The organism is Shinella sp. S4-D37, from assembly GCF_040812195.1.
Classification (GTDB): domain Bacteria; phylum Pseudomonadota; class Alphaproteobacteria; order Rhizobiales; family Rhizobiaceae; genus Shinella.
Genome location: NZ_JBFNXL010000005.1, coordinates 2,596,840 through 2,623,264 on the forward strand (window position 1 = coordinate 2,596,840; position 26,425 = coordinate 2,623,264).

Annotated in this window: 24 protein-coding genes and 1 tRNA gene; 10 read left to right on the plus strand and 15 right to left on the minus strand. The window is 63.1% G+C overall.

Features of this window, described 5'->3' with window-relative positions:
• Together betB and betA are read left to right on the plus strand one after the other, a co-directional pair.
• Positions 1 to 1,464 (plus strand): betaine-aldehyde dehydrogenase, encoded by a 1,464-nt coding sequence (gene betB, locus AB3G45_RS20250; protein ID WP_367832251.1) that lies wholly within the window; start codon positions 1 to 3, stop codon positions 1,462 to 1,464.
• Between the two features lie 167 nt (positions 1,465 to 1,631).
• On the plus strand, positions 1,632 to 3,284 hold the full coding sequence (betA, locus tag AB3G45_RS20255) for a choline dehydrogenase (protein ID WP_367832252.1): 1,653 nt from the start codon (positions 1,632 to 1,634) through the stop codon (positions 3,282 to 3,284).
• Between the two features lie 66 nt (positions 3,285 to 3,350).
• Here the strand turns inward: betA and AB3G45_RS20260 are convergent, their stop codons facing one another.
• Positions 3,351 to 4,310 carry a calcium-binding protein gene (locus AB3G45_RS20260; RefSeq protein ID WP_367832253.1) on the minus strand — a complete coding sequence of 320 codons (960 nt, stop codon included), beginning with the start codon at positions 4,308 to 4,310 and terminating at the stop codon, positions 3,351 to 3,353.
• 246 nt (positions 4,311 to 4,556) lie between these two features.
• Here AB3G45_RS20260 and AB3G45_RS20265 point away from each other — a divergent pair, with 246 nt between their 5' ends.
• The 3 genes from AB3G45_RS20265 to cysN are packed head-to-tail and all read left to right on the plus strand — an operon-like array spanning position 4,557 to position 7,801.
• The gene (locus tag AB3G45_RS20265; RefSeq protein WP_367832254.1) at positions 4,557 to 5,306 is read left to right on the plus strand and encodes a phosphoadenylyl-sulfate reductase; all 750 of its coding nucleotides are present in this window, start codon (positions 4,557 to 4,559) and stop codon (positions 5,304 to 5,306) included.
• 46 nt (positions 5,307 to 5,352) lie between these two features.
• Positions 5,353 to 6,306: a sulfate adenylyltransferase subunit CysD gene (cysD, locus tag AB3G45_RS20270; RefSeq protein ID WP_367832255.1), complete on the plus strand. Its 954-nt coding sequence runs from the start codon at positions 5,353 to 5,355 to the stop codon at positions 6,304 to 6,306.
• Position 6,307: 1 nt separating this feature from the next.
• Positions 6,308 to 7,801 carry a sulfate adenylyltransferase subunit CysN gene (gene cysN, locus AB3G45_RS20275; protein ID WP_367832256.1) on the plus strand — a complete coding sequence of 498 codons (1,494 nt, stop codon included), beginning with the start codon at positions 6,308 to 6,310 and terminating at the stop codon, positions 7,799 to 7,801.
• Positions 7,802 to 8,040: 239 nt separating this feature from the next.
• On the opposite strand, the gene AB3G45_RS20280 is transcribed toward cysN, so the two are convergent.
• From AB3G45_RS20280 to AB3G45_RS20290, 3 genes are all read right to left on the minus strand, one after another.
• A complete protein-coding gene (locus tag AB3G45_RS20280; RefSeq protein WP_367832257.1) occupies positions 8,041 to 9,357 on the minus strand; it encodes an HlyD family type I secretion periplasmic adaptor subunit in 1,317 nt (438 codons plus the stop codon).
• Between the two features lie 10 nt (positions 9,358 to 9,367).
• Complete coding sequence (locus AB3G45_RS20285) at positions 9,368 to 11,098, minus strand: type I secretion system permease/ATPase (RefSeq protein ID WP_367832258.1); 1,731 nt, start codon at positions 11,096 to 11,098, stop codon at positions 9,368 to 9,370.
• A gap of 213 nt (positions 11,099 to 11,311) precedes the next feature.
• On the minus strand, positions 11,312 to 11,815 hold the full coding sequence (locus AB3G45_RS20290; protein ID WP_367832259.1) for an MgtC/SapB family protein: 504 nt from the start codon (positions 11,813 to 11,815) through the stop codon (positions 11,312 to 11,314).
• Between the two features lie 156 nt (positions 11,816 to 11,971).
• Between AB3G45_RS20290 and AB3G45_RS20295 the strand changes: the two genes are divergently transcribed.
• Positions 11,972 to 12,048: transfer RNA gene (locus AB3G45_RS20295), tRNA-Pro, on the plus strand.
• Between the two features lie 112 nt (positions 12,049 to 12,160).
• Here the strand turns inward: AB3G45_RS20295 and proC are convergent.
• The 9 genes from proC to AB3G45_RS20340 all read right to left on the minus strand — a co-directional run bounded on the left by proC (position 12,161) and on the right by AB3G45_RS20340 (position 21,399).
• Positions 12,161 to 12,994, minus strand: coding sequence for a pyrroline-5-carboxylate reductase (proC, locus tag AB3G45_RS20300; protein ID WP_367832260.1), 834 nt, complete (start codon positions 12,992 to 12,994; stop codon positions 12,161 to 12,163).
• Between the two features lie 180 nt (positions 12,995 to 13,174).
• Positions 13,175 to 14,104, minus strand: a complete 930-nt coding sequence (locus tag AB3G45_RS20305) for an electron transfer flavoprotein subunit alpha/FixB family protein (RefSeq protein WP_367832261.1) — start codon at positions 14,102 to 14,104, stop codon at positions 13,175 to 13,177.
• A gap of 23 nt (positions 14,105 to 14,127) precedes the next feature.
• Positions 14,128 to 14,877, minus strand: coding sequence for an electron transfer flavoprotein subunit beta/FixA family protein (locus AB3G45_RS20310; RefSeq protein WP_367832262.1), 750 nt, complete (start codon positions 14,875 to 14,877; stop codon positions 14,128 to 14,130).
• Between the two features lie 33 nt (positions 14,878 to 14,910).
• Positions 14,911 to 16,536 (minus strand): choline dehydrogenase, encoded by a 1,626-nt coding sequence (locus tag AB3G45_RS20315; RefSeq protein WP_367832263.1) that lies wholly within the window; start codon positions 16,534 to 16,536, stop codon positions 14,911 to 14,913.
• A gap of 167 nt (positions 16,537 to 16,703) precedes the next feature.
• Positions 16,704 to 17,345 (minus strand): GntR family transcriptional regulator, encoded by a 642-nt coding sequence (locus AB3G45_RS20320; protein WP_367832264.1) that lies wholly within the window; start codon positions 17,343 to 17,345, stop codon positions 16,704 to 16,706.
• Positions 17,346 to 17,496: 151 nt separating this feature from the next.
• Complete coding sequence (gene glnQ / locus AB3G45_RS20325) at positions 17,497 to 18,225, minus strand: glutamine ABC transporter ATP-binding protein GlnQ (RefSeq protein WP_367832265.1); 729 nt, start codon at positions 18,223 to 18,225, stop codon at positions 17,497 to 17,499.
• On the minus strand, positions 18,222 to 18,878 hold the full coding sequence (locus AB3G45_RS20330; protein ID WP_367832266.1) for an ABC transporter permease subunit: 657 nt from the start codon (positions 18,876 to 18,878) through the stop codon (positions 18,222 to 18,224). Before AB3G45_RS20330 ends, glnQ begins: the two co-directional genes overlap by 4 nt.
• 46 nt (positions 18,879 to 18,924) lie before the next feature.
• Complete coding sequence (locus AB3G45_RS20335) at positions 18,925 to 19,671, minus strand: glutamine ABC transporter substrate-binding protein (RefSeq protein WP_367832267.1); 747 nt, start codon at positions 19,669 to 19,671, stop codon at positions 18,925 to 18,927.
• Positions 19,672 to 19,962: 291 nt separating this feature from the next.
• On the minus strand, positions 19,963 to 21,399 hold the full coding sequence (locus tag AB3G45_RS20340) for an NAD-dependent succinate-semialdehyde dehydrogenase (protein ID WP_367832268.1): 1,437 nt from the start codon (positions 21,397 to 21,399) through the stop codon (positions 19,963 to 19,965).
• A 119-nt stretch (positions 21,400 to 21,518) separates the two neighbouring features.
• On the opposite strand from AB3G45_RS20340, the gene AB3G45_RS20345 reads away from it, so the two are divergent.
• Together AB3G45_RS20345 and AB3G45_RS20350 are read left to right on the plus strand one after the other, a co-directional pair.
• Entirely contained in the window at positions 21,519 to 22,898 is a 1,380-nt protein-coding gene (locus AB3G45_RS20345; RefSeq protein WP_367832269.1) for an NAD(P)/FAD-dependent oxidoreductase, read from the plus strand.
• A gap of 62 nt (positions 22,899 to 22,960) precedes the next feature.
• Positions 22,961 to 24,124, plus strand: a complete 1,164-nt coding sequence (locus AB3G45_RS20350; protein ID WP_367832270.1) for an NAD(P)/FAD-dependent oxidoreductase — start codon at positions 22,961 to 22,963, stop codon at positions 24,122 to 24,124.
• A 40-nt stretch (positions 24,125 to 24,164) separates the two neighbouring features.
• Here AB3G45_RS20350 and AB3G45_RS20355 read toward each other — a convergent pair whose 3' ends face one another.
• On the minus strand, positions 24,165 to 24,818 hold the full coding sequence (locus tag AB3G45_RS20355; RefSeq protein ID WP_367832271.1) for a GntR family transcriptional regulator: 654 nt from the start codon (positions 24,816 to 24,818) through the stop codon (positions 24,165 to 24,167).
• Positions 24,819 to 25,135: 317 nt separating this feature from the next.
• Between AB3G45_RS20355 and AB3G45_RS20360 the strand changes: the two genes are divergently transcribed.
• Positions 25,136 to 25,339, plus strand: coding sequence for a 2-hydroxymuconate tautomerase (locus AB3G45_RS20360; RefSeq protein ID WP_367832272.1), 204 nt, complete (start codon positions 25,136 to 25,138; stop codon positions 25,337 to 25,339).
• A gap of 106 nt (positions 25,340 to 25,445) precedes the next feature.
• A complete protein-coding gene (locus AB3G45_RS20365; protein WP_367832273.1) occupies positions 25,446 to 25,787 on the plus strand; it encodes a hypothetical protein in 342 nt (113 codons plus the stop codon).
• 60 nt (positions 25,788 to 25,847) lie between these two features.
• Here the strand turns inward: AB3G45_RS20365 and gfa are convergent, their stop codons facing one another.
• Positions 25,848 to 26,420: an S-(hydroxymethyl)glutathione synthase gene (gene gfa, locus AB3G45_RS20370; protein ID WP_367832274.1), complete on the minus strand. Its 573-nt coding sequence runs from the start codon at positions 26,418 to 26,420 to the stop codon at positions 25,848 to 25,850.
• Positions 26,421 to 26,425 lie beyond the last annotated feature (5 nt).

The following is a 26,425-nucleotide window of genomic DNA, read 5'->3' on the forward strand; positions in this document are numbered from 1 at the left end:
ATGAAAGCCCAACCGAAAGCCTCGCACTTCATCGACGGCGCGTATGTGGAAGACACGGCCGGCACGCCCTTCGAGAGCCTCTACCCCGCCACCGGCGAAGTGATCGCGCGCCTCTATGCCGCAACGCCGGCCATCGTCGAAAAGGCGATCGCCTCCGCCAAGCGCGCCCAGAAGGAATGGGCGGCGATGAGCCCGACGGCGCGCGGCCGCATCCTCAAGCGCGCTGCCGAGATCATGCGCGAGAGGAACCGCGAACTCTCCGAACTGGAGACGCTCGACACCGGCAAGCCGATCCAGGAGACCATCGTCGCCGACCCGACCTCGGGCGCGGACGCCTTCGAATTCTTCGGCGGCATCGCGGCGGCGGGCCTCAACGGCGACTACATCCCGCTCGGCCAGGATTTCGCCTTCACCAAGCGCGTGCCGCTCGGCGTGTGCGTGGGCATCGGCGCGTGGAACTATCCGCAGCAGATCGCCTGCTGGAAGGGCGCCCCGGCCCTCGTCTGCGGCAATGCCATGGTGTTCAAGCCGTCGGAGAACACGCCGCTCGGCGCGCTGAAGATCGCCGAGATCCTCATCGAGGCCGGCCTGCCGAAGGGGCTCTACAACGTCATCCAGGGCGACCGGACGACGGGGCCGCTGCTCGTCAACCACACGGACGTCGCCAAGGTCTCGCTGACCGGCTCCGTGCCGACGGGCAAGAAGGTCGCCGGGGCGGCAGCCTCCGATCTCAAGCATGTGACGATGGAACTCGGCGGCAAGTCGCCCTTGATCGTCTTCGACGACGCCGACCTCGAAAGCGCCATCGGCGGGGCGATGCTGGGCAACTTCTATTCGACCGGCCAGGTCTGCTCGAACGGCACCCGCGTCTTCGTGCAGAAGGGCATCAGGGACAGGTTCCTGTCGCGCCTCAAGGCACGGACGGAGAAGATTATCATCGGCGACCCAATGGACGAGATAACGCAGCTCGGGCCGATGGTTTCCAAGGCCCAGCGCGACAAGGTCCTCGACTATATCGAGAAGGGCAAGGCCGAGGGCGCGACGCTGCTGACCGGCGGCGGCATTCCGAACGACGTCTCGGGCGACGGCTACTATATCCAGCCGACCGTCTTTGCCGGTGTCACCGACGACATGACGATCGCGCGCGAAGAAATCTTCGGGCCGGTCATGTGCGTGCTCGATTTCGAGCATGAGGACGAGGTGATCGCCCGCGGCAACGCCACGGAATTCGGCCTGTCCGGCGGCGTCTTCACGACGGACCTCACCCGCGCGCACCGGGTGGTGGACCGGCTGGAGGCCGGCACGCTGTGGATCAACACCTACAACCTCGCCCCCGTGGAAATCCCCTTCGGCGGCTCCAAGCAATCCGGCTTCGGGCGCGAGAACTCGCTCGCCGCGCTGGAGCACTATTCGGAGCTGAAGACGGTGTATGTCGCGATGGGCAAGGTCGAGGCGCCGTATTGAGGGCTTGCCCCTCACCCTAGCCCTCTCCCCGCAAGCGGGGAGAGGGGACGTGCCAGACGAACGACCATCGCTTGGGGAAGCCGGCGCGGCATATCCCTTCTCCCCGCTTGCGGGGAGAAGGTGGCGGCAGCCGGATGAGGGGCATCCAGGGAAAAGAGAACACCACCATGCAGAACGCAGACTACATCGTCATCGGCTCCGGTTCCGCCGGCTCGGCGCTGGCCTACCGTCTTTCCGAGGACGGCAAGCATACGGTCATGGTGCTGGAATATGGCGGGTCGGATATCGGGCCGTTCATCCAGATGCCGGCGGCGCTCGCCTGGCCGATGAGCATGAAGCGCTACAACTGGGGCTATCTCTCCGAGCCCGAGCCGAACCTCGACAACCGGCGCATCACCGCGCCGCGGGGAAAGGTGATCGGCGGGTCGTCCTCCATCAACGGCCTCGTCTATGTGCGCGGCCATGCGGAGGACTTCAACCGCTGGGAGGAACTCGGCGCGCAGGGCTGGGCCTATGCGGACGTGCTGCCCTACTACAAGCGCATGGAGACCTCCCATGGCGGGGAAGCCGGCTGGCGCGGCACCGACGGGCCGCTGCATGTGCGGCGCGGGCCGGTGACCAATCCGCTCTTCCACGCCTTCATCCAGGCCGGGCAGCAGGCCGGGTTCGAACTGACGGACGACTATAACGGCTCCAAGCAGGAGGGCTTCGGCCTGATGGAGCAGACGATCCACAACGGCCGGCGCTGGTCGGCGGCCAACGCCTATCTGCGCCCGGCGATGAAGCGGCCGAACGTCTCGCTCGTGCGCTGCTTCGCGCGCAAGATCGTCATCGAGAACGGCCGGGCGGTCGGCGTGGAGATCGAGCGGGGCGGCGCGATCGAGGTGGTGCGGGCGAACCGCGAGGTCATCGTCTCGGCCTCCTCGTTCAATTCGCCGAAACTGCTGATGCTCTCCGGCATCGGCCCCGCACAGCACCTGAAGGACATGGGGATCGAGGTGAAGGTCGACCGGCCGGGCGTCGGCGCCAACCTGCAGGACCACATGGAGTTCTACTTCCAGCAGATCTCGACCAAGCCGGTCTCGCTCTATTCCTGGCTGCCGTGGTTCTGGCAGGGGGTGGCGGGTGCGCAGTGGCTGTTCTCCAAGGGCGGGCTCGGCGCCTCCAACCAGTTCGAGGCCTGCGCGTTCCTGCGCTCGGCGCCGGGGCTGAAGCAGCCGGACATCCAGTACCACTTCCTGCCCGTCGCCATTTCCTATGACGGCAAGGCGGCGGCCAAGAGCCACGGCTTCCAGGTGCATGTCGGCTACAACCTGTCGAAATCGCGCGGCAGCGTGACGCTGCGCTCGGCCGATCCGACGGCGGACCCGGTCATCCGCTTCAACTACATGAGCCACGAGGAGGACTGGGTGAAGTTCCGCCACTGCGTGCGCCTCACCCGCGAGATCTTCGGCCAGAAGGCCTTCGACGAGTTCCGCGGGCCGGAGATCCAGCCGGGCGAGGCGGTCGAGAGCGACGATCAGATCGACGCCTTCCTGCGCCAGCACCTGGAAAGCGCCTACCATCCCTGCGGCACCTGCCGCATGGGCGCGGCGAGCGACCCGATGGCGGTCGTCGATCCTCAGACCCGCGTCATCGGCGTGGAGGCCCTGCGCGTCGCGGACTCCTCGATCTTCCCCCACGTCACCTACGGCAACCTCAACGCCCCCTCGATCATGACCGGCGAGAAGGCGGCCGACCACATCCTCGGCAGGCAGCCCCTCGCCCGCTCCAACCAGGAGCCCTGGACGAACCCGCGCGCGGCGCTGAGCGACCGATAAAAGGTTCCAGAAACAGAAAGGCCGGGCATGGGTCCGGCCTTTCCGCATGCTCTTCCGACCGGAGGGTTAGAAGAAATAGAACGAGAAGTCGTTCGAGTTGAGATCCGCCTTGTCGACGCCGGCAAGCTTGATCGTGTTGTCGCCGTATTCGATGACGGCGCCGTCGGCCGTGTCGGTGGCGTGGGCGAGAAGGTCGGAGAAGTTGTAGATCACGGCCTTGTCGAGGTGGATGACGTCCGACTTGGCCTTGCCGGCCTGGAAGTCGGTGATCGTGTCGTTGCCCTGGCCCTTCTTGAAGACGAACTGGTCGCTGCCCGAACCGCCGCTCAGCGTGTCGTTGCCGGCACCGCCGTCGAGCTTGTCGTTGCCCTTGCCGCCATAGAGCTTGTCGTTGCCCGCGCCGCCGTCGAGCTTGTCGTTGCCGGCATCGCCGTAGAGCTTGTCATTGCCCTTGCCGCCCCAAAGCGTGTCGTTGCCGCCGGCGCCCTTCAGCGTGTCGTTGCCGTTGCCGCCGGAAAGCTTGTCAGCCTTGCCGAAGCCGGTGAAGCTGTCCGAACCGGTGCTGCCGTTGAAGACGATGGCGTTCTTCTTCAGGACGGCCAGAAGGCTGCTCGTCGCGCCGTCCGTGGTGAGCTTGCCGGCCATGAGGTCGCCGAGGATCTCGCCGGCCAGCTTGGCATCCGTCACGCCCAGGCCGGAGATCTTGAGGTCCGACTTGAGGGCGAACTTGCCCGTCTTCTCGTTCAGGTCGATGCCGCTGCCGAAATCGACCGTGCTCAGCGAGCCCGTGATCTTGTGCGTGACCATGTCGTATTTCCAAGGCGACTTGCCGGACGACGCCACGATGCCGAACGTCTTGGCGTCGTTGACCGAATATTGCGTGCCGCTCATCGCCATCGGGTCGGTGCTGTTGAAGGAGCCGTATCCCGCACGCGTGAAGCTCTTGTCGTAATTCGCCAGAAAGGCGGCGACGTTGATGCCCTTGCCGTCCTTGTTCGCATCGCTGGCGGTGATGGTGATGGCCATGATTTCGTCCTTCCCCCGGCGGGCCACCGGGCCCGCGCATAAAACTTGACTACCATGCTCAGCTATTAAATCTGAATTTTGCTGTCAAGTTTTTTGATCGCCCGGCGAAGGCGGCAGGATTTCTGCCCTTGGCGCGACTTGGAGAGATATTTGCTCCTGCGCCGGTCTTTCAGAAATCCGTTTTGCTGTCTCGCGCGGCACAAGGCTGCGATAATCCGGCAAATTCTCGCAAAGGCATGGATTGGAATGACTGCTCTCACCGGAAACGGGACCGCGCAGGCCCTGAACGACAAACTCGCCGAACTCGACCTTGCCGGGCGCCTCGCGCTGGTGGCCGGGCTCGGCGGGCGTTCCGTCTTCACCACCAGCCTCGGCATCGAGGACCAGGTGATCACGGCCGCCATCGGCACCGAGCGTCTCGGCATCGACGTCGTGACGCTGGAGACCGGCCGGCTCTTCAAGGAGACCGTCGACCTCATCGACGAGACCGAGGACCAGTACGGCATCGCCATCGAGCGTTATCGTCCCCGCAAGGAGGATATCGACGCCTATGCCGCGCAATACGGCCTCAACGGCTTCTACGAGAGCGTCGAGGCCCGCCACGCCTGTTGCGGCGTGCGCAAGCTGAAGCCGCTTGCGCGCGCACTCGAAGGGGCATCCTTCTGGATCACCGGCCTGCGCCGCGGCCAGTCCGGCAACCGCGCCGACACGCCCTTCGCGGAGTTCGACGCGGAACGTAACCTGATCAAGATCAACCCGCTCGCCGACTGGGACATCGAGCGCATCAAGGCCTATGTGGCCGACAATGCGGTTCCGGTGAACCCGATGCACGGGCGCGGCTATCCCTCGATCGGCTGCGAGCCCTGTACGCGCGCCATCAAGCCGGGCGAGCCCGAACGGGCCGGCCGCTGGTGGTGGGAGAACGACGAGAAGCGCGAATGCGGCCTGCATGTGCCGGAATCGGCGATCCCCTCCCTCGAATCGAGCGCCCTTTAAAGATCATCCGCCCGAAGAGGCGCAGTCATCCGGAGTACCCCCTTTCATGTCCGATATCCGTCACGAAGCGGAAGCGAAGCCCAGCGCAACGCACAAGCCGCCGCTCGATCCGCATCTGAAGGCGCTGGAAAACGAAGCGATCCACATCTTCCGCGAGGTCGCCGCCGAATTCGAGCGGCCGGTCATGCTCTATTCGATCGGCAAGGATTCGTCCGTGCTGCTGCATCTGGCGCGCAAGGCCTTCTATCCCGGCCGCGTGCCCTTCCCGCTCCTGCACGTCAATACGGGCTGGAAGTTCGCCGAGATGATCGCCTTCCGCGACAAGGTGGTCGCGGACTATGATCTCGACCTGATCGAGCACATTAACCCGCGCGGCGCGGCGGAAAACGTCACGCCCTTCACGCACGGCTCGGCGCTCTATACCGACATCATGAAGACCGAGGCGCTGCGCCATGCGCTGGACACCGGCAAATTCGACGCGGCCTTCGGCGGCGCGCGGCGCGACGAGGAAGCCTCGCGCGCCAAGGAGCGCATCTATTCCTTCCGCACGCCGGACCACCGCTGGGACCCGCGCAACCAGCGCCCGGAACTGTGGAACATCTATAACGGCATGATCCGCAACGGCGAGAGCGTGCGCGCCTTCCCGCTGTCCAACTGGACCGAGGTCGATATCTGGCGCTACATCCAGGCCGAGGACATCCCGATCGTGCCGCTCTACTTCGCGGAAAAGCGGCCCTATGTGGAGCGCGACGGCATGATGATCCTCGCCGAGGACCCGCGCCTCGAACTGCTGCCCGGCGAAGTCAAGCAGGAAGGCGTCATCCGCTTCCGCACGCTCGGCTGCTTCCCGCTGACCGGCGCCATCCGCTCGCAGGCCACCACGCTCGACGACATCATCGCCGAGCTGGAGACGGCCACCGTCTCCGAACGCCAGGGCCGCGCGATCGACCGCGACCAGTCCGGCTCCATGGAAAAGAAGAAACGCGAAGGGTATTTCTGAGATGACCGTTTCCGCCACCGCAACCGCCGAGGTTCTCGTCCCCGTCGAAGAGCCGGCCATTGATCAGGTTCGGGCGATCCGCGATTCCCGCCCGCTTCGCCTCATCACCTGCGGCTCGGTCGACGACGGCAAGTCGACGCTGATCGGCCGCCTGCTCTGGGACACCAAGGCCGTCAAGGAAGACCAGGCCGCGACGCTGGAGCGCGACAGTTCCGGCAGGCAGAACGATCTCGGCCTGCCCGATTTCGCGCTGCTGCTCGACGGCCTGCAGGCCGAGCGCGAGCAGGGCATCACCATCGACGTCGCCTACCGCTACTTCTCGACGGACCGCCGCTCCTTCATCGTCGCCGACACGCCCGGCCACGAGCAGTATACCCGCAACATGGCGACCGGCGCCTCCACGGCGGACCTCGCCGTGCTGCTGGTCGACGCCCGCGCCGGCATCCTGGAACAGACGCGCCGCCATGCCACCATCGCCGCGCTGATGGGCATCCGCCAGTTCGTGCTCGCGGTCAACAAGATCGACCTGACGAACTACGACCGCGCCCGTTTCGAGGGGATCACGCACGACTTCAGGGAATTCGCCCTGACGCTCGGCGTCAAGCAGATCACCGCCATCCCCATGTCGGCGCTGAAGGGCGAGAACGTCGTCTATGAGGGCAGCAAGGCCATGCCCTGGTATGACGGCCCGACGCTGGTCGAGACGCTGGAAAAGGCCACCACCCGCTCCAACCAGACGGTCGGCTTCCGCCTGCCGGTGCAGCGCGTCTCGCGCCCCGGCGAAAGTTTTCGCGGCTATCAGGGCACGGTCGCAGGCGGCTCGGTCAAGCCGGGCGACTCGGTCGTCGTCCTGCCCTCCGGCATGGTCGCGAACGTCACCAAGATCGTCACCTTCGACCTCGTGCGCAACGCGGCCGTGGCGGGCGACGCGATCACGCTCGTGCTCGACCGCCAGGTGGACGTCGCGCGCGGCGACATGATCGTCGCCATCGACAGCCAGCCGATGACCGGCCGCGGCTTCGACGCGCAGCTCGTCGCTCTCCAGCCCGAAGGCATCGAGCCGGGCAAGCGCTACTGGCTGAAGAGCGGCGCGCGCCGCCAGCGCGTCAGCATCGATCCGGTGAGCCAGCTCGACCTGAAGACCTCGAAGTGGAACGCGGCCGAGAAGCTCGGCATGAACGCCATCGGCAAGGTGCACCTCACCTTCGACGAGCAGGCGATCTTCGACAGCTACGAGCAGAACCGCACGACGGGCGCCTTCATCCTGATCGACCCCGACACCAACAACACGGTGGCCGGCGGCATGATCACCGGCCGCCGCTCGGATATCGGCGGCATCCACAAGGACGACCAGCGCGTGCTCCTCTCGCTGCCGGCCGACCTCGCCGAGAAGATCATGGCGACCGAACTCTTCGCAAGCCGCCGCCAGGACGTGGACGTGCGCCACACGAATGCCGGGCGGGCGGCGGAGATTTTGGCGGATCTGGACGAGTAGGGTTTGGCGTAAGAGGCCCGTCAGCTTCGAGAACAAAAAAGGGGCCGAACGGCCCCTTTTCCTGTGTCGTGCGCTCAGAAGAAGAAGTACCAGAGCAGGAGCACGACGAAGAGCGGAACGCCCATCAACCAGAGGATCAAAGCCCGAGCCATCGGAATTTCCTTTCCCAAACCGTTGTGTCGATCGGGAAATGGCCGGGACGCCGAATTGTTCCATCAGGGGTTGGTGAAACACCCCCCTCACCGCTCGCGGAACGCCTTGGAAAAATAGTCGGCGAGCGGCTTGATCAGGTATTCCAGCGGCGAGCGCTCGGTGGTCTGGATGAAGGTCTCGACGGGCATGCCGGGCATGACGTGCTTGTCGCCGAGCTTGGCCATCTCGCCGCTGTCCGGCTTGATCTCGGCCTTGTAATAGGTGGCGCCGGTGCGCTGGTCGGCCAGCACGTCCGCGGCGACCTTCGTCACATGGCCGAAGATCTCCGGCGTCGAGCGGTGATCGAAGGCGGCGAAGCGGATATGCGCCATCTGGCCGACATGGACCTGGTCGATCTGCGTCGGCGAGATCTGCGTGGTGATGACGAGGTCCTGCTCCTGCGGGATGATGTAGAGCAGCGGATCGGCCGGGCGGATGACCGAGCGCAGCGCGTGGACCTGCATGCCGAGCACGACGCCGCCCATCGGCGCGGTGATGTCCATGCGGCTCAGCGTCTCCAGCTTGGCGTTGCGGTTCTCCTTGAGCTCGGCGATCTTCGCCTCGATCTCGCGCAGCGCCGTCGTCGCCTCTTCCCGCACCGTCGAATGGATGTTGAGGATGGCGATCTCGATCTCGGCGACGCGGCCGGCATTCTCCGCGATGCTGGCGCGCGCCTGGCTGATCGTGCCGAGGATCTCCGCCTCCTCGCGCTGCAGCGCCAGCACGCGGCTGGCATTGGTCAGCGACTGGGCGAGCAGCTTGTTCTGGGCCTCCAGTTCCCGGCCGATCAGGGCGAGCTGGGTCTCCAGCGCCTTGATGCGGCTTTCCAGGCCCTCGTTCTGCTTGGCGATCTGCGCCTTCTTCTCGTCGAGCTGGGCGGCCTGCTTGCCGCGCGTCTCGGCGCGCGCCGCCATCAGCCGCTTCTGTCCGGCGACGATCTCGGCGGCTTCCGGATCGGTCGCGGCGGCCGTCAGGAGTTCGGCGTCGAAAGTGATCTCGGCCTTCTCGTCCTGCTCGGCCTGAAGACGCGCGGCGGTGCCGAGCAGGCTGAAGAGCTGGCCCTCGATGACGGCGAGCTCGGAACGGTCGAACATGTCGTCGAGCCGCATCAGCACGTCGCCCGCCTTCACCACGTCGCCGTCCTTGACGCGGATATCGCCGACGACGCCGCCCGTCAGGTGCTGCACGATCTGGCGGTTGCTGGCGACCTCGATGATGCCGCCGGCGACGACCGCACCGTTGATGCGCGTCAGCGCGGCCCAGGCGCCCATGCCGCCGAGCAGCACGAAGACCGTCGCGTAGCCGGCGATCGCATAGCCGCGGCTCGTCCACTTCCTGTCCCTTGCGCCCGTTTCCCGAACCATGGCCGACCCCTTACTTGTTGCTGCCGCCGCTGCCGGCGACGACCTGGGTGTGGTTGCGCAGATGCGCGCGCAACACGTCGTCGCGCGGGCCGAAGGCCAGGCGCTGGCCGCCTTCCATGATGAGGATGAGCTCGCATTCCTCGATCGCCGCCGGCCGGTGCGCCATGATGACGACGGACCTGCCCTCCGCCTTCAGGTTGCGGATGGCGAGGTTGAGCGCCATCGAGCCCTCGGCGTCGAGGTTGGAGTTCGGCTCGTCGAGCACGACCAGCACCGGGTCGCCGTAGAGCGCGCGGGCAAGGCCGACGCGCTGCTTCTGGCCGCCCGACAGCCGCCCGCCCATGGCCGGCAGCTTCGTGTCGTAGCCGTCCGGCAGGCGCAGGATCATGTCATGCGCGCCGGCCTTTCTTGCCGCCTCCACCACCTTGGCCGGATCGGGATCGAGCGCCATGCGGGCGATGTTCTCCGCGACCGTGCCCTCGAACAGCACGACATCCTGCGGCAGGTAGCCGACATGCTCGGCAAGGCCGTCCGTGCCGTACTGCTCCAGCGAGGCGCCGTCGAGGCGCACCTTGCCGGCGGCCGGCGGCCAGATGCCCGTCAGCACGCGGGCGAGCGTCGACTTGCCCGACGCGCTCTGGCCGATGACGCCGAGCGCCTGGCCCGGATGCAGCTCCAGGTTCAGCATGCGCACCGTGGCGACCTGCTCGCCGGGAGGCACGACCGTGACCTGCTCCACCTCCAGGATGGCGCGGGGCTTGGGCAGCGCGGTGCGCGGGTCCTCCTCCGGAACGCGCGCGAGAAGCTGGGAAAGGTTGTGCCAGCCCTGCCCGGCGCGCTGGATGAGCGACCACTGGCCGATCGCCCCCTCGATGGGCGCCAGCGCCCGGCCGATGATGATGGAACTGGCGATCATCGCGCCGGCGGTGATCTCGTTCTGCAGCACCAGGTAGGCGCCGAGCGCCAGGATCGCCGATTGCAGGAAGACGCGGAAGGTCTTGGAGGTGATGGAATAGAAGCCGTTGCTGTCGGAATAGCGGATATTGGCCTCGAGCGCCTTGTCGCGCAGCATCTGCCAGCGGCCGGCGACCGCGCGGCGCATGCCGAGCGCCCGCACCGTGTCGCTCTCCTTCTGCAGCGTCTGGGTCATCTCGTCGCTGAGCCGGCCGGCGATCATCGCCCGCTCCTGGTCGTCCTTCGTGCCGTTCTGGTTGAGCCAGGTGAGGCCGACGAGGATGAGGCCGCCGACGATGCCGAGCACGCCCATCCAGGGATGGAAGGTGAAGATGATGAAGAGGAAGAAGGGCGTCCAGGGAATGTCGAAGACGGTGAACAGCGCGGGCGAGGACAGCACCTTCTGGATCGCGTCGAGATCGCGCATGCCGGTGACGGTGGAGATGCCCTGGGCATGCAGGTGCGTGCGGTCGAGCACGGCGTTGAAGACGCGCTTGTCGAAGCGGGCCTGGAAGCGGGCGCCGATGCGCGCGGCGACGCGGCTGCGGATATGGTCGAGCACGCCCATGACGAGATAGAGGCCGATGATCAGCCCCGTCAGCGCCACCAGCGTCGCCTCCGAGCGCGAAGAGAGCACCCGGTCGTAAATCTGCAGCATGAAGAGCGGCCCGGTCAGCACCAGCAGGTTCACGAAGAAGCTGAAGAGGCCGATGGCGAGGAAGCCCGCGGCGCTCGACGACAGCACGGCTCTGAGTTCCTCTGTACCGGCCTTGCCCGATGGACGCATGAAACTGTCTCTTCAAAGATCGCCGCCGGAGCCCGGCCGGCGGACCGGTCGCCTCCGAGCGGCGAAGGGCCACTCGACCGCCCCGCCGCGACCGGCCGGATGCGGGGGCCGCGCGCATCCAGGCACGCGTCCTCGTTAGAAGACGGTATAGGGCCCGGTTTATTCGCAAATCAACAGAATTCCGCCGAAATACTCGAAACATAACCGTTAAAGTCATGTTTTTGTGTCGGACTTTGCCTTTTCCGCCTCGTCGCTCTTGATATCGATCTTGGCGAGGATGAAGAGCACGATGAAGCAGGCGAGCGTCGCCACGACCGCGACGAACCAGTGGCCGAGGCCGACGGAAAGCCCGACGGCGCCGGCCAGCCACATGCCCGCCCCCGTCGTCAGCCCCTTCACCTCGCCGCGCGAGAAGACGATCATGCCGGCGGCGAGGAAGGCGACGCCCGAGGTGACGGCCTCGATGACGCGCAGCGGATCGATGCGCACCTGCTCTTCGGCAAAGCCCGCCATGTGCACGCTCTCGATGGAGAGGATGGCGAAGACGCAGGCCGCCAGCGCCACGAGGATATGGGTGCGCAGCCCCGCGGCATGGGCGCGGTATTCCCGCTCCGCGCCGATCACCGCCCCGAGCACGATCGCCCCCGTCAGGCGGGCGAGGAGCACGGGATAGGGCACGGCGGTGCGGGGAAAGAGGTCGGCGATGATCTGGTCCATGGCTCGCCAAACGCGCAAACCCCGCCCCAGTTCCCCCGCCCCCCCCGAAAACAATTTTTCCCCGGCCTTCCGGCACTTTCCCCAACCACACGATTTTTTTTGATGTTTTGCGCTTGTCGAAACGAAAAGCCTGTTCTATAGAGGCGCCGCTGGTCACGGAGTGTAGCGCAGTCTGGTAGCGCACCACGTTCGGGACGTGGGGGTCGAGTGTTCGAATCACTCCACTCCGACCAGCTAAGTCCGTCTAACGTAAGGACTTTCAGCCATCCCGAGGGCTGACAGAACCCCCCTCACAAGCCCGTGGCGATCGAATCGAAAAGGCCCTCCAAGGAGAGCCTTTCCTGACTAATCGGCCCGCCTGGAACGACTAAGAGCACCTAACTCAATCGATCTTTTGCGCGCAGCCTCTACAGCCACACTCACTCGTGATGCCAGCCCACCATCTTCGGCCATCAATACGCTGAGCGCTGCTGCCGTGGTGCCGTTTGGACTTGTTACTTGTTCGCGCAGGGCCGAGGGCGCCATTTCACTGTCCAACGCGAGCTTCGCCGCACCGAACACTGTCTGTTTTGCCAGAACCAGCGCCAACTCGGCGTTCAGCCCGGCGCTGGTGCCGGCTGCTGCAAGAGCTTCGATAAAATAGAAGACATAAGCGGGTCCGGATCCAGAGACCGCAGTAACGGTATCCATCAACCCCTCATCGTCGACAAACGCCACGCGCCCGACCGTCGATAACAGGCGCTCTGTTGTTAAGACGAAGTCTGGCAGCCGAGCAAGTTCGTTGGGGCAACAGACGATCATGCCTTCCCCTATCGAAGCCGGAGTGTTCGGCATGGCGCGGATGACTGCGACGGAGCGTCCGACACGATTGCTGATTTCATCCAGGCAAACGCCAGCAGCAACGGAAATGATCAGCGCCTCCGTGGACAGCAGCGCACCATATCGAGCCGCAACATCCCCGACCGTCTGCGGTTTGGTAGCGATAACAAGGATATCGATACGGTATCCGAAGGGCAATTCATCTGGCGAGGCATATGCTTCGACACCCAGCCCCAAAGCGCGCGCCCGAAGATCATCATTCGGCTCGATCACGATGACCTCATGCCCGAGTGCGACGACCCATCTGCTGAGCAGCGCAAATCCCATATTCCCGGCACCGACCAGTGCAAGCTTCGACATCATGTCATCCTTGGTTTGAAATAACGGTTTCCAGGATTCGCAAGTCTTCCGTGCCCTCCGCCAAAGCCGGGGATTCTTCCCAAGCCCCAAGCGCCACGCTGACCAGGCGCTACTTGGCCACCATGACAACAGATGATGGAGTGCCGAACTACCCTCCAGACGCGAAGAAACCCAGTATATCTAGATGGCCTTCTGCAATTCCGGCAGGGCCTCGAAGAGATCGCCGACGAGACCGTAGTCGGCGACCTGGAAGATCGGGGCTTCCTCGTCCTTGTTGATCGCGACGATGACCTTACTGTCCTTCATGCCGGCAAGGTGCTGGATCGCACCGGAGATGCCGCAGGCGATGTAGAGCTGCGGCGCGACCACCTTGCCCGTCTGCCCGACCTGCCAGTCGTTCGGAGCGTAACCCGCATCGACGGCAGCGCGGGACGCGCCGACGGCGGCACCGAGCTTGTCGGCGACCGGGAGGATCACTTCCTGGAACTTCTCCGACGAACCAAGCGCACGACCACCCGAGATGATGATCTTGGCAGAGGTCAGTTCCGGGCGGTCCGACGAGGACAGCGCATCCTTGACGTGGGTCGACAGGCCCGGGTTCGCTGCGGCCGCGATGGTCTCGACCGAGGCTTTGCCGCCCTCACCTGCCGCAGCGAAGGAGGCCGTGCGGACGGTGATCACCTTCTTCGCATCGGTGGACTGAACCGTCTGGATGGCATTGCCCGCATAGATCGGACGCTTGAACGTGTCGGAAGAGACCACCTCGACGATCTCCGACACCTGCGCGACGTCGAGCAGCGCGGCCACGCGCGGCAGCACGTTCTTGCCCACCGAGGTTGCCGCCGAGACGATGGCGTCATAGCTGCCGGCCAGCGAGACGATGAGCGCTGCCAGCGGTTCGGCGAGGTTGTTGGCAAGGGTTTGGTCGTCGGCGAGCAGCACCTTCGAGACGCCTGCCAGCTTCGCCGCCTGCTCGGCGGCGGCCTTCGCATTGCTGCCGGCGACGAGCACATGCACGTCCGAACCGATCTTGCTTGCCGCCGTCAGGGCTTTCGCCGTCTGGTCGGAAAGGTGTGCGTTGTCGTGATCTGCCAGAAGAAGAATGGCCATGATTATGTTCTCCCTTTCCGGTCTCAGAGCACGCCGGCTTCGTTTTTCAGCTTGTCGACCAGTTCCGCGACCGACTTGACCTTGACGCCCGCCTTGCGGCCCGACGGCTCCTCGGTCTTCAGCACCTTCAGGCGCGGGCTGGTGTCGACGCCGAAATCGCCGGGCGTCTTCTTGTCGAGCGGCTTCTTCTTCGCCTTCATGATGTTCGGCAGCGAGGCATAGCGCGGCTCGTTGAGGCGAAGGTCGGTGGTCACCACGGCCGGCAGCTTCACCGAAATGGTCTGGAGACCGCCGTCGACCTCGCGGGTGACCTGTGCGCTACCGTCGCCGATCTCGACCTTGGAGGCAAACGTCGCCTGCGCCCAGCCGAGCAGGGCCGAGAGCATCTGGCCGGTCTGGTTGCTGTCGTCGTCGATCGCCTGCTTGCCGACGATGATCAGTCCCGGCTGTTCGGCCTCGGCCACGCCCTTGAGGATCTTGGCGACGGCGAGCGGCTCGACGGCGTCGTCCGTCTCGACCAGCACGGCGCGGTCGGCGCCCATGGCAAGGGCCGTGCGCAGCGTCTCCTCGGCCTTGGCCGGGCCGATCGACACGACGACCACTTCCGACGCCTTGCCGGCTTCCTTCAGCCGCAGCGCCTCTTCCACGGAAATCTCGTCGAACGGGTTCATCGACATCTTGACGTTCGCAAGCTCGACACCCGAGCCGTCGGACTTCACGCGAATTTTGACGTTGTAGTCGACGACGCGTTTGATGGGTACAAGCAGTTTCATCGAGTGATCCTCGTTGCGTTGGTCTGGTCGGCGTTACGCCGCTTTGTGGTAGGCCGCATTCGATGGCGCCAGAGCCGGTCTATTGAGAATGCGGTCAGAGATCTTTTCGGCCATCATCATGATCGCCGCACTGAGATTGGCCGTAACGATCCGGGGCATGATGGAGGCATCAACGATACGCATCCGCCGCACGGCTTTCACACGTCCATCGCTATCGACCACGGCCTCGTCGTCGACACCCATGCGGCAGGTGCCGGCGGGATGGTAGGAAGATCCGAGATTGGCGCGAACGAACCTTTCAAGATCCGCGTCGCTTTGTGTGTCGGCACCAGGTGCAAGCTCCTGGCCGCGGAACTTGTCCCAGGCCGGCTGTCGGATGAGCTCACGGGCGAGCCGCACACCGTCGACGAGATCCTGCATGTCCTGACGAGACCGGAGGTGATTGAAAACGATCGAAGGAGCGTCATCGGGCCTGGCCGAGCGGAGCGTTACCGCGCCGCGGCTTTCCGGGCGCGACAGGTCCATCCAGAACTGAAAACCCGGGATGGCGACGAGCTTGCCGTTCTTCACATGCCGCGTAAGGGGCAGAAACTCGAACTGCATGTTGGGAAACGACACGTCCTCGCGGGTGCGCAAAAAGGCACCGGTCTCGAAGAAATTGGTCGCGCCGAGCCCCTTTTTCATCAGCAACCACTCAACGCCCAATTTCGCGCGGCCAAACAGGTTGAGATCGGAAACAAGAGAATCCTCATATTTCGTGGCGTACTGCAGGTTGACGCCAGGATGGTTTTCGAGGTTCTTGCCGACTTGCCGCGCCTCCGCCTTGAGAGGAATTCCGTGCCGGCGAAGCTCGTCCGGATCGCCGACCCCGGACAGCATGAGCAATTGCGGGCTGTTGAAGGCGCCTGCGCATAGAACGACCTCCCGCTCGCATATGACCTGCCGTTTCATTCCGTTCTCAAGCACCTCGATGCCTACGGCAGCGCCGTTTTCGATTACGACGCGGTTCACCATCGCATTCTTCAGGATGTGGAGGTTTTCCCGACGCTCGGCGGGATGCAGATAGCCGCGCGCGCTCGACCAGCGCTTGCCGTCGTGGATAAACGACTGCGCGACATGCAGCCCTTCCTGGCGGTAGCCGTTGTGGTCAGGCGTAACGGAAAAACCGGCCTGCTCGCCACCGCGAAGGAACGCATCGTACAGCTTGTGCTCGGCCTTGCATCTGCTGATCCGCATGGGGCCATCGCCCCCGCGCCATTCGTCTGCGCCGCCCTCGAAGCTTTCCATCTTCCGGAAATACGCAAGGCAATGCGCGAAATCCCATTCCGTCAGGCCGCTCTCCGCCCAGCCGTCAAAATCCATGGGGTTGCCGCGATTGTAGATCATGGCGTTGATGGACGAGGAGCCGCCGATGAGCCGACCGCGCTTTTCGTCAATCGTCCGACCGTCGAGATGCGGCTCCGGTCCAGACTGGTAGCCCCAGCCTATCTTCGAATTCTGATAGACGAAAGGAAGCGCCGCAGGCATCGAAAGCATGAGACCGCCGTCCGAGCCGCCAGCCTCGACAAGCAGCACCCGGATTGCCGGATCCTCGCTCAAACGCGCCGCGACGATGCAGCCCGCAGATCCGGCGCCAACGACGACATAGTCATATTTCACGTTGCGTCCCCTTAGTGTTCGCCGCGAACCTTCGAAATGCGCTTCAGCATTCACAACACCATCTTTGGATACGATCTTATTAAAATGTATAAAATAATGTCAAATAGAAATTGCCGAGTCGGGCGAAATGACGCGCCGGCGGCCCCCGAAACTTCCGAAAGCCTCGCCTAAATCCGATGCCTGCGGGTCGCGTGCACGGACTTCTTCGTTTGCTCGATATGACTGACAAGGAGGGCGATCGCCTCATCGGTCATGGCGCGTCGGCATAGATCGAGAAGCTGCTCATGCTCTTGCTGTGGCCTGTCCTTGCCAGCGGCCAGCGAGACTTGCGCCCTGACAAAGCGGTTTACGTGACCGTAGTTGGCTTCGATCATCGCGAGAAGCCGTGGCCTATGGCATGGCGCGTAGATCGTCCAGTGGAACTGCCAGTTCATCTTGCCCCAATGGGCAGGATCAGGTTCGCGATTATAGTCGTCCAGAATCCGCTCGGCGAGCTCGAAATCCTCGTCGACCATTTCCGGTATGGCAAACCGCAAAGCATGACATTCAAGGGCGATGCGGATATCGAGCATTTCGAGAACATCATCGACAGACAACGACGTGACGATCGCGCCCTTGTTCGGCTCGATCCGCACGAGACCCTCTGCTTCGAGTTGACGCAATGCTTCCCGCACCGGAATGCGGCTCGTCCCGTACTGCTCGGCCAATTGGTCCTGCCGAAGCTGCGTGCCTTCGCCAAGGACGCCGCCGAGAATGGCGTCTCGCAGTCCGTCGCGCACCATTTCAGGCGCAGATCGCTTGGTCTCCATGGTCTAACCTTTCTTGCCGCCGCGCGACGACAGGGCGCACCGACGGCTGCGGACATGGCGGGAGCCGTACTCAGGAGAATTCCCGCGACGCGAGGGGACAACACTCGAACGGCCATGTCCCTCGTTTCCCGACACCGAACGGCGCGACGTGCTATCGGATATGCTGGAGGAAGGTAGCCAGTCGCTCGCTCGGCGGATTTGCCAGAAGCGCCTTCGGATCACCGTCGTGCAGGATGTGGCCCTTGTCGATGAACAGAAGCCGGCTTCCGACATCGCGTGCAAAGCCGATCTCATGCGTGACCACGACCATCGTCATGCCCTCGTCCGCGAGCTGGCGCATGACTTGCAGCACCTCATGGCGAAGTTCGGGATCGAGCGCCGATGTCGGCTCGTCGAAGAGCATCAGCTTGGGGCGGATGGCGAGCGCGCGCGCGATGGCGACGCGCTGCTGCTGGCCGCCGGAAAGCTGGCTCGGATAGTGATCGGCCCGCTCCTTCAGCCCGACCTTTTCGAGCAGGTCGCGGGCGATCCGTTCAGCCTCGACCTTCGTCGATCGCCTGACCTTCAGCGGGCCGAACATGACGTTCTGCAATGCCGTCATATGCGGGAACAGGTTGAACTGCTGGAAGACCATGCCGGCCTCGAGCCGGATCCGACGGATTTCGCCGGCCGTGCCCTTGGCGCTGATCCCGTCGACGATGAGGTCGCCGCCCTGGATCGTTTCAAGCGCGTTGATACAGCGCAGCAGCGTCGACTTGCCCGAGCCCGAAGGCCCGATCAGGAAAACGATCTCGCCGGGCTCGATAAAAAGGTCGACACCCTTCAGAACGTCGAGCGTTCCGAAGCTTTTCACGACTTTGCGAAATTCGACGATGCTCATGTGAGGTGCGCTCGCTTTTCGACAAGGCGGAAAATGATCGCCATGATGGAGATGATCACCAGATAGATGGCTCCGACCGCCGTCCAGATTTCGACGGCACGGTAGTTCTCCGTCATAATTTCCTGGCCGGTGCGCGTCAGTTCGGCCACGCCGATGACGATGAGCAGCGACGTATCTTTCAGGCCGATGATGAACTGATTGCCCAATGCCGGCACCATGCGCCTGAAGGCAACGGGGCCGATGATGTAGAGAAGCACCCGATGGAGCGGCAGGCCCATGGCAAGGCCGGCTTCGCGAAGCCCGTTCGGAACCGCCAGAAATCCGCCGCGGACGATCTCCGAGAGATATGCCGATGAGTTAACGGTGAGCGCGATCATGCCTGCCGTCAGCGCCGTCAGCTTGATGCCGAGCAGCGAGGGCAGCGCGAAGTAGATGAACATGATCTGCACCACCATGGGGGTGCCGCGGATCAGTCCGACATAGACCTGCATTATGAGTGACACGGGTCTTGGCGCGTAGGTCCTGACAACGCCGATCACCGTTCCCAGGATCATTCCCGCCGTAAGCGACGCGGCAGCAACCATGACGGTTACGGCCGCGCCGCGCAGCAGTGCGGGAAGAGCGTCGATGATTGCCGACCATTCGAAGGTCATGACAGCTCCCCTTGATTGTTGGTTCCGGTTAGCCGTGAGCGCCGAGTTACTCGGCGGCCTTGCCGAACCACTTCTTGTAGATGGCGTCGTAGCGGCCGTCGGCCTTCACCTTCTTGAGGGCCTCGTTGACCTGACCGACCAGTTCGCTGCCCTTGGGGAAGGCGATGCCGACGGGAATGCCGTCGCCGACCGGCTTCTCGACCACCTTCACCTTCCCGTCGCCTTCGACCTGGGCGTAGTAGGCGAGGAAGGGATAGTCATAGACAACCGCGTCGGCGCGTCCGGCCTGCAGCTCCATGAACATGTTGGTGACCTGCGGGAACAGCGTCACCTCCGCCGTCGGCGCGTTGCCCTTCAACCATGTCGTCGAGGCAGCACCCGTCACGGACGCGACCTTCTTGCCAGCGAGATCCTCACCGGTATTGATCGCCGAATTGTCAGCCGCGACGAGAATGCCGAGCGCGCTCGTATAGTAGACGTCGGAGAAATCGACGACCTGCTTTCGGGCGTCGGTCATGAAGATGCTGGAGATCGCCAGGTCGATGTTGGCCGTCTGGAGCGCCGGGATAAGGGCGCCGAAGTCCATCGGGTTCACGGTGTACTTGAAGCCCGCTTCCTTCGCGATTTCGGCGAGAAGATCCTGGTCGAAGCCGACATACTTGCCGTCCTGCACGAAATCGAACGGCTTGGAGTCGATGCTGGTGCCGACGACGATCGTCTTCTCCTGCGCGTGGGCGGCGTTTGCGAATGCGGCCGCGACGACGACCGCAGCTAGAAATGCGCGTCTCTTCATTTCGATTGTTCCCCATTTTTCCGTTGTCAGGGCCGTAAGGTCCCATGGTCGCTTCTTTGCGGTAGGCATGTCCCCACCGATTGCCTATGCATACAATCACGTAAAATTCTATAAATCAACAACTTATTGTATAAAATTATGACGGACCGGATAAAGCCATCGCGTCATGGGTAGCCTGACGAATTGGCGAGCGCACTCACCTCCATGCCGAACAGTCAGGAAACGGGCAGCGACCGCACCAAAGACCGGGACGAGGTGAGTGTCTCTAACCTCGTCCCGATATCTGCAGCGCTAAACGCGCTTCTCCGAAACCATCTTCGTCCGGAGATAGGCTTCGAGACCTTCAGCCCCGCTTTCAGCACCATAGCCGGATTCGTTTACGCCCCCGAAAGGCGTCTCCGCCTCGTGCACCGACGTGTGATTTATGCCGACGACACCGGCATCCAGGGCTTCGCCGACATTCGCAGCCGTCGACATGCTGCTGGTGAAAGCGTAGGCGGCAAGACCGAAGGCAAGCGAGTTGGCCCGCTCGACAACCTCATCGAACGTGTCGAACGGCGCGATCTGCGCCAGCGGGCCGAACGGCTCTTCCGTCATCACGAGAGCGTCGTCGGTGACATCGCGCAACACGGTCGGCGCATAGAAGAACCCCTTGCGATCGAGTCGTTCGCCACCAAGCGAAATCGAGGCGCCCTTTGCCACCGCGTCTTTCACATATTCGTCCATGAGGTCGAGCCGGCGGCCGGTGATCAGCGGACCCATAACCGTGCCCATATCGACGCCATTGCCGACGACGACCTTGCGACTGCGTTCCACGAAACCGGCGATGAACCGCTCATAGACGTCCTTCTGGACATAGAAGCGCGTCGGCGAGGTGCAGACCTGGCCGGCATTGCGGAACTTCGCGGCGATCAGGACGTCGAGCGCCTTGTCGAGATTTGCATCGCTGAAAACGAGCACCGGTGCATGGCCACCAAGCTCCATCGTACAGCGCTTGAGGCTCTCCGAAGCCAAGCGTTGCAGAAGCTTTCCGACCGGCGTCGAGCCGGTCAAGGAGACCTTGCGCGGGATTGGCGAGGCAATCAGATGCTCGGAGATCGCGGCCGAAGGCCCGAACACGATATTGAGTGCGCCCGCCGGGACGCCCGCATCCTGGAAGCATCGGCCGATCGCGACCGCCGTGCCCGGGGTCTCGTCGCTCGGCTTGACGATTATGCTACAACCCGCGGCCAGGGCTCCGGCGATTTTCAGCGTGACGTTGCCCGCCGGAAAATTCCATGCCGCAAACCCGAGCGCGGGGCCGACGGGCTCCTTCATGACCAGTTGGCGGACGCCGGCCACGCGCGCTGGAATGATACGGCCATAGGCGCGCTTTGCCTCTTCGGCATACCAGCGGGTCGCATCGGCGCAGAACTGGACCTCGCCGGCAGCTTCGGTGAGCGACTTACCGTTTTCGAGCGTCAGTGTTCTTGCGATATCACCCTTTCTCGCTTCGATGAGATCCGCGGCCTTGCTGAGAATGTCCCAGCGATACGCAGCCGTCATCGTCTTCCAGCTGCGAAAAGCACGGCCTGCTCCGGCGAGAGCGCGATCGAGGTCGTCCGTCGTCGCATGGGGAACCCGGCCGATCTCCATCTCGTCTGCGGGATTGACGAGGGAACCCGTTTTCCCGTTGCTTGCCTGCACCCACTCGCCATCGATGAGCATCTCAAGTTTCTCGGCGTACATGATCGTTCCTCTTTCTCGGCGCGGCTGCGACACGGGTTCGTTTAGGCCATTGTATAAACCAATAACATCATGTATGCAATTATTCTTCATTGTATAAGATTATAGGGCAGAACACACCAATGCCGACTGTAGATATATCAACGGAAGTGGCTGTCATCGGGGCCGGAAGTGTCGGCATTGCCGTGGCCTATTATCTGGCTCGCAAGCATGGCTGCCGGAACATCGTCATCATCGACCCGCGCGATCCCATGAGCCTTACCTCGGCCCAGTCGGGGGAAAACTACCGCAACTGGTGGCCGCATCCGGTCATGACGGCGTTCACAGACGACAGCATCGCGCTGTTGGAAGACATCGCGTCGGAGACGGGAAATCGGATCAATATGACACGGCGCGGCTATGCACTGATCACGCGCCGTTCGCAGCCGGACGATCTCATCGAGGATCTTTTCCGCGGCTATGGGTCGGAAGCGGAACAGCTTGTCCGGTTCCACACCGGAGCCGGCTCACATTCCATGTATCAGCCGCCGGCATCTTCGGCCTGGGAAGGCGCGCCTGGCGGCATTGACGTCCTCCAGGACAAGGCGCTTATTCGACAGACCTTTCCGGCTTATGCCGATGACGTCGCCACGATCCTTCATGTCCGGCGCGCCGGTTCGATCAGCGGCCAGCAACTCGGGCAGTTCATGCTCGAATACATCAAGGCCAACGGCGGGCGGCTGATCCGGGGGGATGTCACCGCGATCGAAACGGGCTCACCGTTGACCCTGCGCATAGCGACTCCGGAAGGTCACAAAACACTCTCGGCGGAAAAAGTCGTCAATGCGGCCGGACCATTCCTGAAGGATGTTGCCGATATGGTGGGCGAGAATCTCGGAGTCTCCTGCGTCTATCAGCAGAAGATCGCCTTCGAGGACCGGGAAGGTATCGTTCCGCGCGACCTGCCCTTCACCATCGATCTCGACGAACAGACACTTTCCTGGACGGACGAGGAGCGTGAAATCCTGTCAGAGGACCCGGAGACGGCCCGGCTGACGCAGATGATGCAAGGTGGCATCCACTGCCGCCCCGATGGCGCCGAGGATGGGAAGTGGATCAAACTAGGCTGGGCCTTCAATCACAAGCCCTCCGATCCGCATGGCCCGGAGCCGATCGACACCCAGTTTCCCGACATCGTCCTGCGCGGTGCGAGCCGCCTCCAGCCGGGCTTGGCCACCTATATCGGCAAGCTTCCGCGCGGCGCCCACCACTATGGTGGCTACTATGCGATGACTGAGGAAAACTGGCCCCTGATTGGTCCGATGCGGACGCCCGGCATGTTCGTTGCCGGTGCCCTGTCGGGCTTCGGCACAATGGCGGCCTGCATCAGCGGCGAACTTTGCGCGGACTGGATGGTCGACAAGCCGAAAGCGCCCTACGCCCACATGCTCGCCCCCTCGCGTTACGCCGATTCGAACATCATGGCGGAACTGAAAGCGCAGGCTAGCCGCGGACATCTCTAAATATCGATCGGGAAGGCGGCGCGGCCGCACCTTGCCGATCTCCACGAATGATGGAGAAATAAGTGAAGAAAGACATCGTCATCATTGGCGGAGGCGCAATCGGCGCTGCTGTCGCCTACTTCCTTCGCAAGATGGATCCAAGCGTATCCGTCGCCGTAATCGAGCGCGATCCGACCTACAATCTCGCTTCCACGCCGCGCGCCTCGGGCGGCGTTCGCAGGCTCTTCTCGCTGCCGGAGAACATTGCGCTATCGAACTACAGCATTCCGTTCTTCGATACCTTCGCGCAGACGATGGCATTCGACGGCGTTCCCGCAGATATCGGCCTGAAGAAGAACGGCTATCTCTTCATCGTTCCGCCGACGAGCCGAGACATGCTCAAGGCCAACTATGATACCGAGCTCGACATGGGCTGCAACGTCGTCTGGCTCGAGCCGGATGAGCTGAAACACACGTTCCCGTCGATGAATGTCTCCGACCTCGGAGCGGCAGTCCATTCTCCCGATGACGGCTGGCTCGACCCACACAGCGTATTGATGGGCTTCCGCAAGAAGGCCCGTTCCATGGGGGCAGAATTCATCGCCGACGAAGTGGTTGGCCTTGATCGCCAGAGCGGCACGGTACAGCGTGTCAAGCTGAAGTCCGGCGAGACGATCGAGGCGGATCATTTCGTCAACGCCGCCGGCGCTTGGGCCAAAGACATCTGCCAAATGCTCGGCTTCAAGGCGCCGATCGAACCGTTGCGGCGCTTCGAACACTATTTCGAGTCCGAAGATCCGATCGAGCCCCTGCCCTACCTCAAGGATCCAGAACGTCTCGCGTTCCGGCCCGAAGGAAAAGGCTATTCCGGCGGCGTGCCGACGCTCGCCGAACCCCGCGGCTACAATTTCGAGGTCGATCACGACTATTTCGAGAACGTGGTCTGGCCGGCGCTTGCGCATCGCTTCCCGCAGTTCGAGAAAACGAAGTGCAAGAACACGCTTCCCGGCCTGTATGATCAGAATGACTTCGACGGCAACGTGATCATCGGCCCAGGCGCCGATGGCCTCGGGAACTTTCACATGCTGGCGGGCTTTTCGGGCCACGGCCTGATGCATGCGCCGGGCTGCGGTCTGGCGATGGCGGAACTGCTGCTGAAGGGGCGCTACGAGACGATCGATCTGACCCGCTTCGGCTGGCAGCGCCTGTTGGATGGCACGCCTTTGCCGGAACGCGGCATCATTTGAATGACGACGGGGCGGCTCGAGCCGCCACGTTCTTGCGTCCTCAGCGGTGTCGCAACGTCGCGCGCAGAGATTTCTGGGTCTGCTCGATGTGTTTTTCGAGCAAGGCGACCGCAGCATCGACTTCATTTTCCCGGCACAGGCGCAGGAGCTCGACGTGATCCTGCTGCGGTTTCGTCTTGCCGGTCGCGCTGGAAACCTGCCGGCGGATAAACCGGCTGACATGGCCGTAATTCGCTTCGATCATGGCAAGCAAGCGGGGACGATTGCACGGGCTATAGAGCGTCCAGTGGAAGCGCCAGTTCATCTCGCCCCAGAGCGCCGGATCAGGCGCCCGGTCGTATTCGGCCAGAACCTCTTCGGCGACATCGAGATCCTCGATCGCCATGTTGGGGATCGCCAGCTTCAGCGCGCGGCATTCCAGCGCGATCCTGATATCAAGAAGTTCAAAGACATCGTCGATCGATATGCCTTTGACGACTGCGCCCTTGTTGGTCTGGATCTCCACGAGCCCTTCGCTTTCAAGCTGACGCAAAGCTTCACGAACCGGGATTCGCGAGGTCCCGAACTGTTCAGCCAACTCGTCCTGGCGAAGTTGCTGACCTTCGCCGTATTGTCCGGCAAGTATCGCCTCGCGCAAACCGTCGCGGACGAGATCGGGCGCCGATTTGCGCACTTCGCCTGTCCTGGGGGCCATTCTGCCATCTCCTCACTCAACCGTTGGATTAAGATCGCCGTGCTTTGTATAAATTTGTCAACAAGGCCTCGCGCACAACCACAGCTCTTTGACCGACAAAGCGTGTCTCAGAGGTCCTGGCTGCTTTTCCCCGACCCACCTCCCTTGCAATCGGCCACCGCAGAAACAGAAAATTCCGATGCGGTCACTCTTGCCAATTTGTGCGAAATGAATTTAGAGTTTCACGGATTTATACAATCATATAGATTTGTATAAATCCGTGAAACTCCCCGCTTGATCCAGTGTCATGCGCAATTCGAAACGAGAAGAGGTTTTCAATGCCGTGGGTTCGTATCGATCTTTCCGCCGGGCGAAGCGAAGAGCAGAAGAGCAAGACGGCAAGGGCCGTCACCGACGCCATTGTCGAGTTCTGTGGCTGCACACCGGAATCCGTTAGCATCGTGTTCAACGACGTCACTGCGGAAAACTGGGCATTTGGTGGGCAGTTGCTCTCGGAAAAGCAAAAAGACGCCTCTGCCTGAACACCTTTCCCTCGCATGTGCGCGAGCGCAGCGAGGCAATGACGCGTGCCGGATGGCGCCCATATCGTCCGCTGCCACGCCTCGGTGAAACGCTTGGGAAATTGAGATGTCCAAGACCTTCTTTGTGACAAGCGCGAACTCGGGACTGGTTTTCGCGATCGCGAAAGCCGCGTCGGCGGCAAACCATAAGGTTCTCGGCACGGGACGATCCAAGACCAGCGCGGCATCGCTCGGGATGGCGCTGCCCGCGGTTCATCCGGCCATGAAGGGACCATCGAGGAGGCGGTCTCCGCGAAGCTTCTTCGGCTCGGCAACTCGATCAACCAGTGGCGGGCGCTTTCGCGATCGACCGACGGGAACTGGGACTGAAGAAGCCACGACGAATGAGGATCGAATACGTCCGCGATTGCATCGCGTGCAGGTATCTTCTGAAAAACCTCCGAATTGAAGCAAGCGCGAAACGGCCGGCAATTTGCCGCCGGCCGATCTTTAGCGCTGTGTGCGTTGACTACGCTGGCAGCGCGCCGCTCTTCTTGGCCGTCCAGGTGGCGATATAATCCATCAGGCCGGGGTTGAGGCAGTCATAGGGTTCAAGATCGAGTTCGCGCAGGCGCGCACGCACGCCGTCCATCTTCGCCGGGTCGCAGCCACTCTCGATGATCGAGGAGACGAAGGCGGCAAAGCCCGGTTTCGCCCAGCCCTGCTCCTGGAAGCGTTCCGGATGCACGAAGGACAGGCCCTTGAACGGATGATCGCGCTCGACCGGGCCGTAGAGATGCACGCCGCACTCCTTGCAGGCATGACGCTGGATGAGGGCAGCCGCGTCGACGACTGCGAGCTTGTCGCCGTTTTCGACGACCTCGACAGTGTCCGTCGGCGCGACGGCGACAACCGAGAAGACGGCACCTTCCGGCTTCCAGCACTTGGTGCAGCCGCACGCATGGTTGTGGGCGATGTCGCCCTTGATGCGGACTTTGACCGGATTGCTCGCGCAGTTACAGACGAGCACGCCGCCGGAAAAGGCGGCATCGGTCGCTTTGAACCCGTTGTCGATGGATGGATGTATCGCGATGCTTGGCATGGGCT

Excerpts from the sequence above, each read along its gene's own strand:
- betB (WP_367832251.1), top strand. The coding sequence starts at position 1 with ATGAAAGCCCAACCGAAAGCCTCGCACTTCATCGACGGCGCGTATGTG.
- betA (WP_367832252.1), top strand. The coding sequence starts at position 1,632 with ATGCAGAACGCAGACTACATCGTCATCGGCTCCGGTTCCGCCGGCTCG.
- AB3G45_RS20260 (WP_367832253.1), bottom strand. The coding sequence starts at position 4,310 with ATGGCCATCACCATCACCGCCAGCGATGCGAACAAGGACGGCAAGGGC.
- AB3G45_RS20265 (WP_367832254.1), top strand. The coding sequence starts at position 4,557 with ATGACTGCTCTCACCGGAAACGGGACCGCGCAGGCCCTGAACGACAAA.
- cysD (WP_367832255.1), top strand. The coding sequence starts at position 5,353 with ATGTCCGATATCCGTCACGAAGCGGAAGCGAAGCCCAGCGCAACGCAC.
- cysN (WP_367832256.1), top strand. The coding sequence starts at position 6,308 with ATGACCGTTTCCGCCACCGCAACCGCCGAGGTTCTCGTCCCCGTCGAA.
- AB3G45_RS20280 (WP_367832257.1), bottom strand. The coding sequence starts at position 9,357 with ATGGTTCGGGAAACGGGCGCAAGGGACAGGAAGTGGACGAGCCGCGGC.
- AB3G45_RS20285 (WP_367832258.1), bottom strand. The coding sequence starts at position 11,098 with ATGCGTCCATCGGGCAAGGCCGGTACAGAGGAACTCAGAGCCGTGCTG.
- AB3G45_RS20290 (WP_367832259.1), bottom strand. The coding sequence starts at position 11,815 with ATGGACCAGATCATCGCCGACCTCTTTCCCCGCACCGCCGTGCCCTAT.
- proC (WP_367832260.1), bottom strand. The coding sequence starts at position 12,994 with ATGTCGAAGCTTGCACTGGTCGGTGCCGGGAATATGGGATTTGCGCTG.
- AB3G45_RS20305 (WP_367832261.1), bottom strand. The coding sequence starts at position 14,104 with ATGGCCATTCTTCTTCTGGCAGATCACGACAACGCACACCTTTCCGAC.
- AB3G45_RS20310 (WP_367832262.1), bottom strand. The coding sequence starts at position 14,877 with ATGAAACTGCTTGTACCCATCAAACGCGTCGTCGACTACAACGTCAAA.
- AB3G45_RS20320 (WP_367832264.1), bottom strand. The coding sequence starts at position 17,345 with ATGGAGACCAAGCGATCTGCGCCTGAAATGGTGCGCGACGGACTGCGA.
- glnQ (WP_367832265.1), bottom strand. The coding sequence starts at position 18,225 with ATGAGCATCGTCGAATTTCGCAAAGTCGTGAAAAGCTTCGGAACGCTC.
- AB3G45_RS20330 (WP_367832266.1), bottom strand. The coding sequence starts at position 18,878 with ATGACCTTCGAATGGTCGGCAATCATCGACGCTCTTCCCGCACTGCTG.
- AB3G45_RS20335 (WP_367832267.1), bottom strand. The coding sequence starts at position 19,671 with ATGAAGAGACGCGCATTTCTAGCTGCGGTCGTCGTCGCGGCCGCATTC.
- AB3G45_RS20340 (WP_367832268.1), bottom strand. The coding sequence starts at position 21,399 with ATGTACGCCGAGAAACTTGAGATGCTCATCGATGGCGAGTGGGTGCAG.
- AB3G45_RS20345 (WP_367832269.1), top strand. The coding sequence starts at position 21,519 with ATGCCGACTGTAGATATATCAACGGAAGTGGCTGTCATCGGGGCCGGA.
- AB3G45_RS20355 (WP_367832271.1), bottom strand. The coding sequence starts at position 24,818 with ATGGCCCCCAGGACAGGCGAAGTGCGCAAATCGGCGCCCGATCTCGTC.
- AB3G45_RS20360 (WP_367832272.1), top strand. The coding sequence starts at position 25,136 with ATGCCGTGGGTTCGTATCGATCTTTCCGCCGGGCGAAGCGAAGAGCAG.
- AB3G45_RS20365 (WP_367832273.1), top strand. The coding sequence starts at position 25,446 with ATGTCCAAGACCTTCTTTGTGACAAGCGCGAACTCGGGACTGGTTTTC.
- gfa (WP_367832274.1), bottom strand. The coding sequence starts at position 26,420 with ATGCCAAGCATCGCGATACATCCATCCATCGACAACGGGTTCAAAGCG.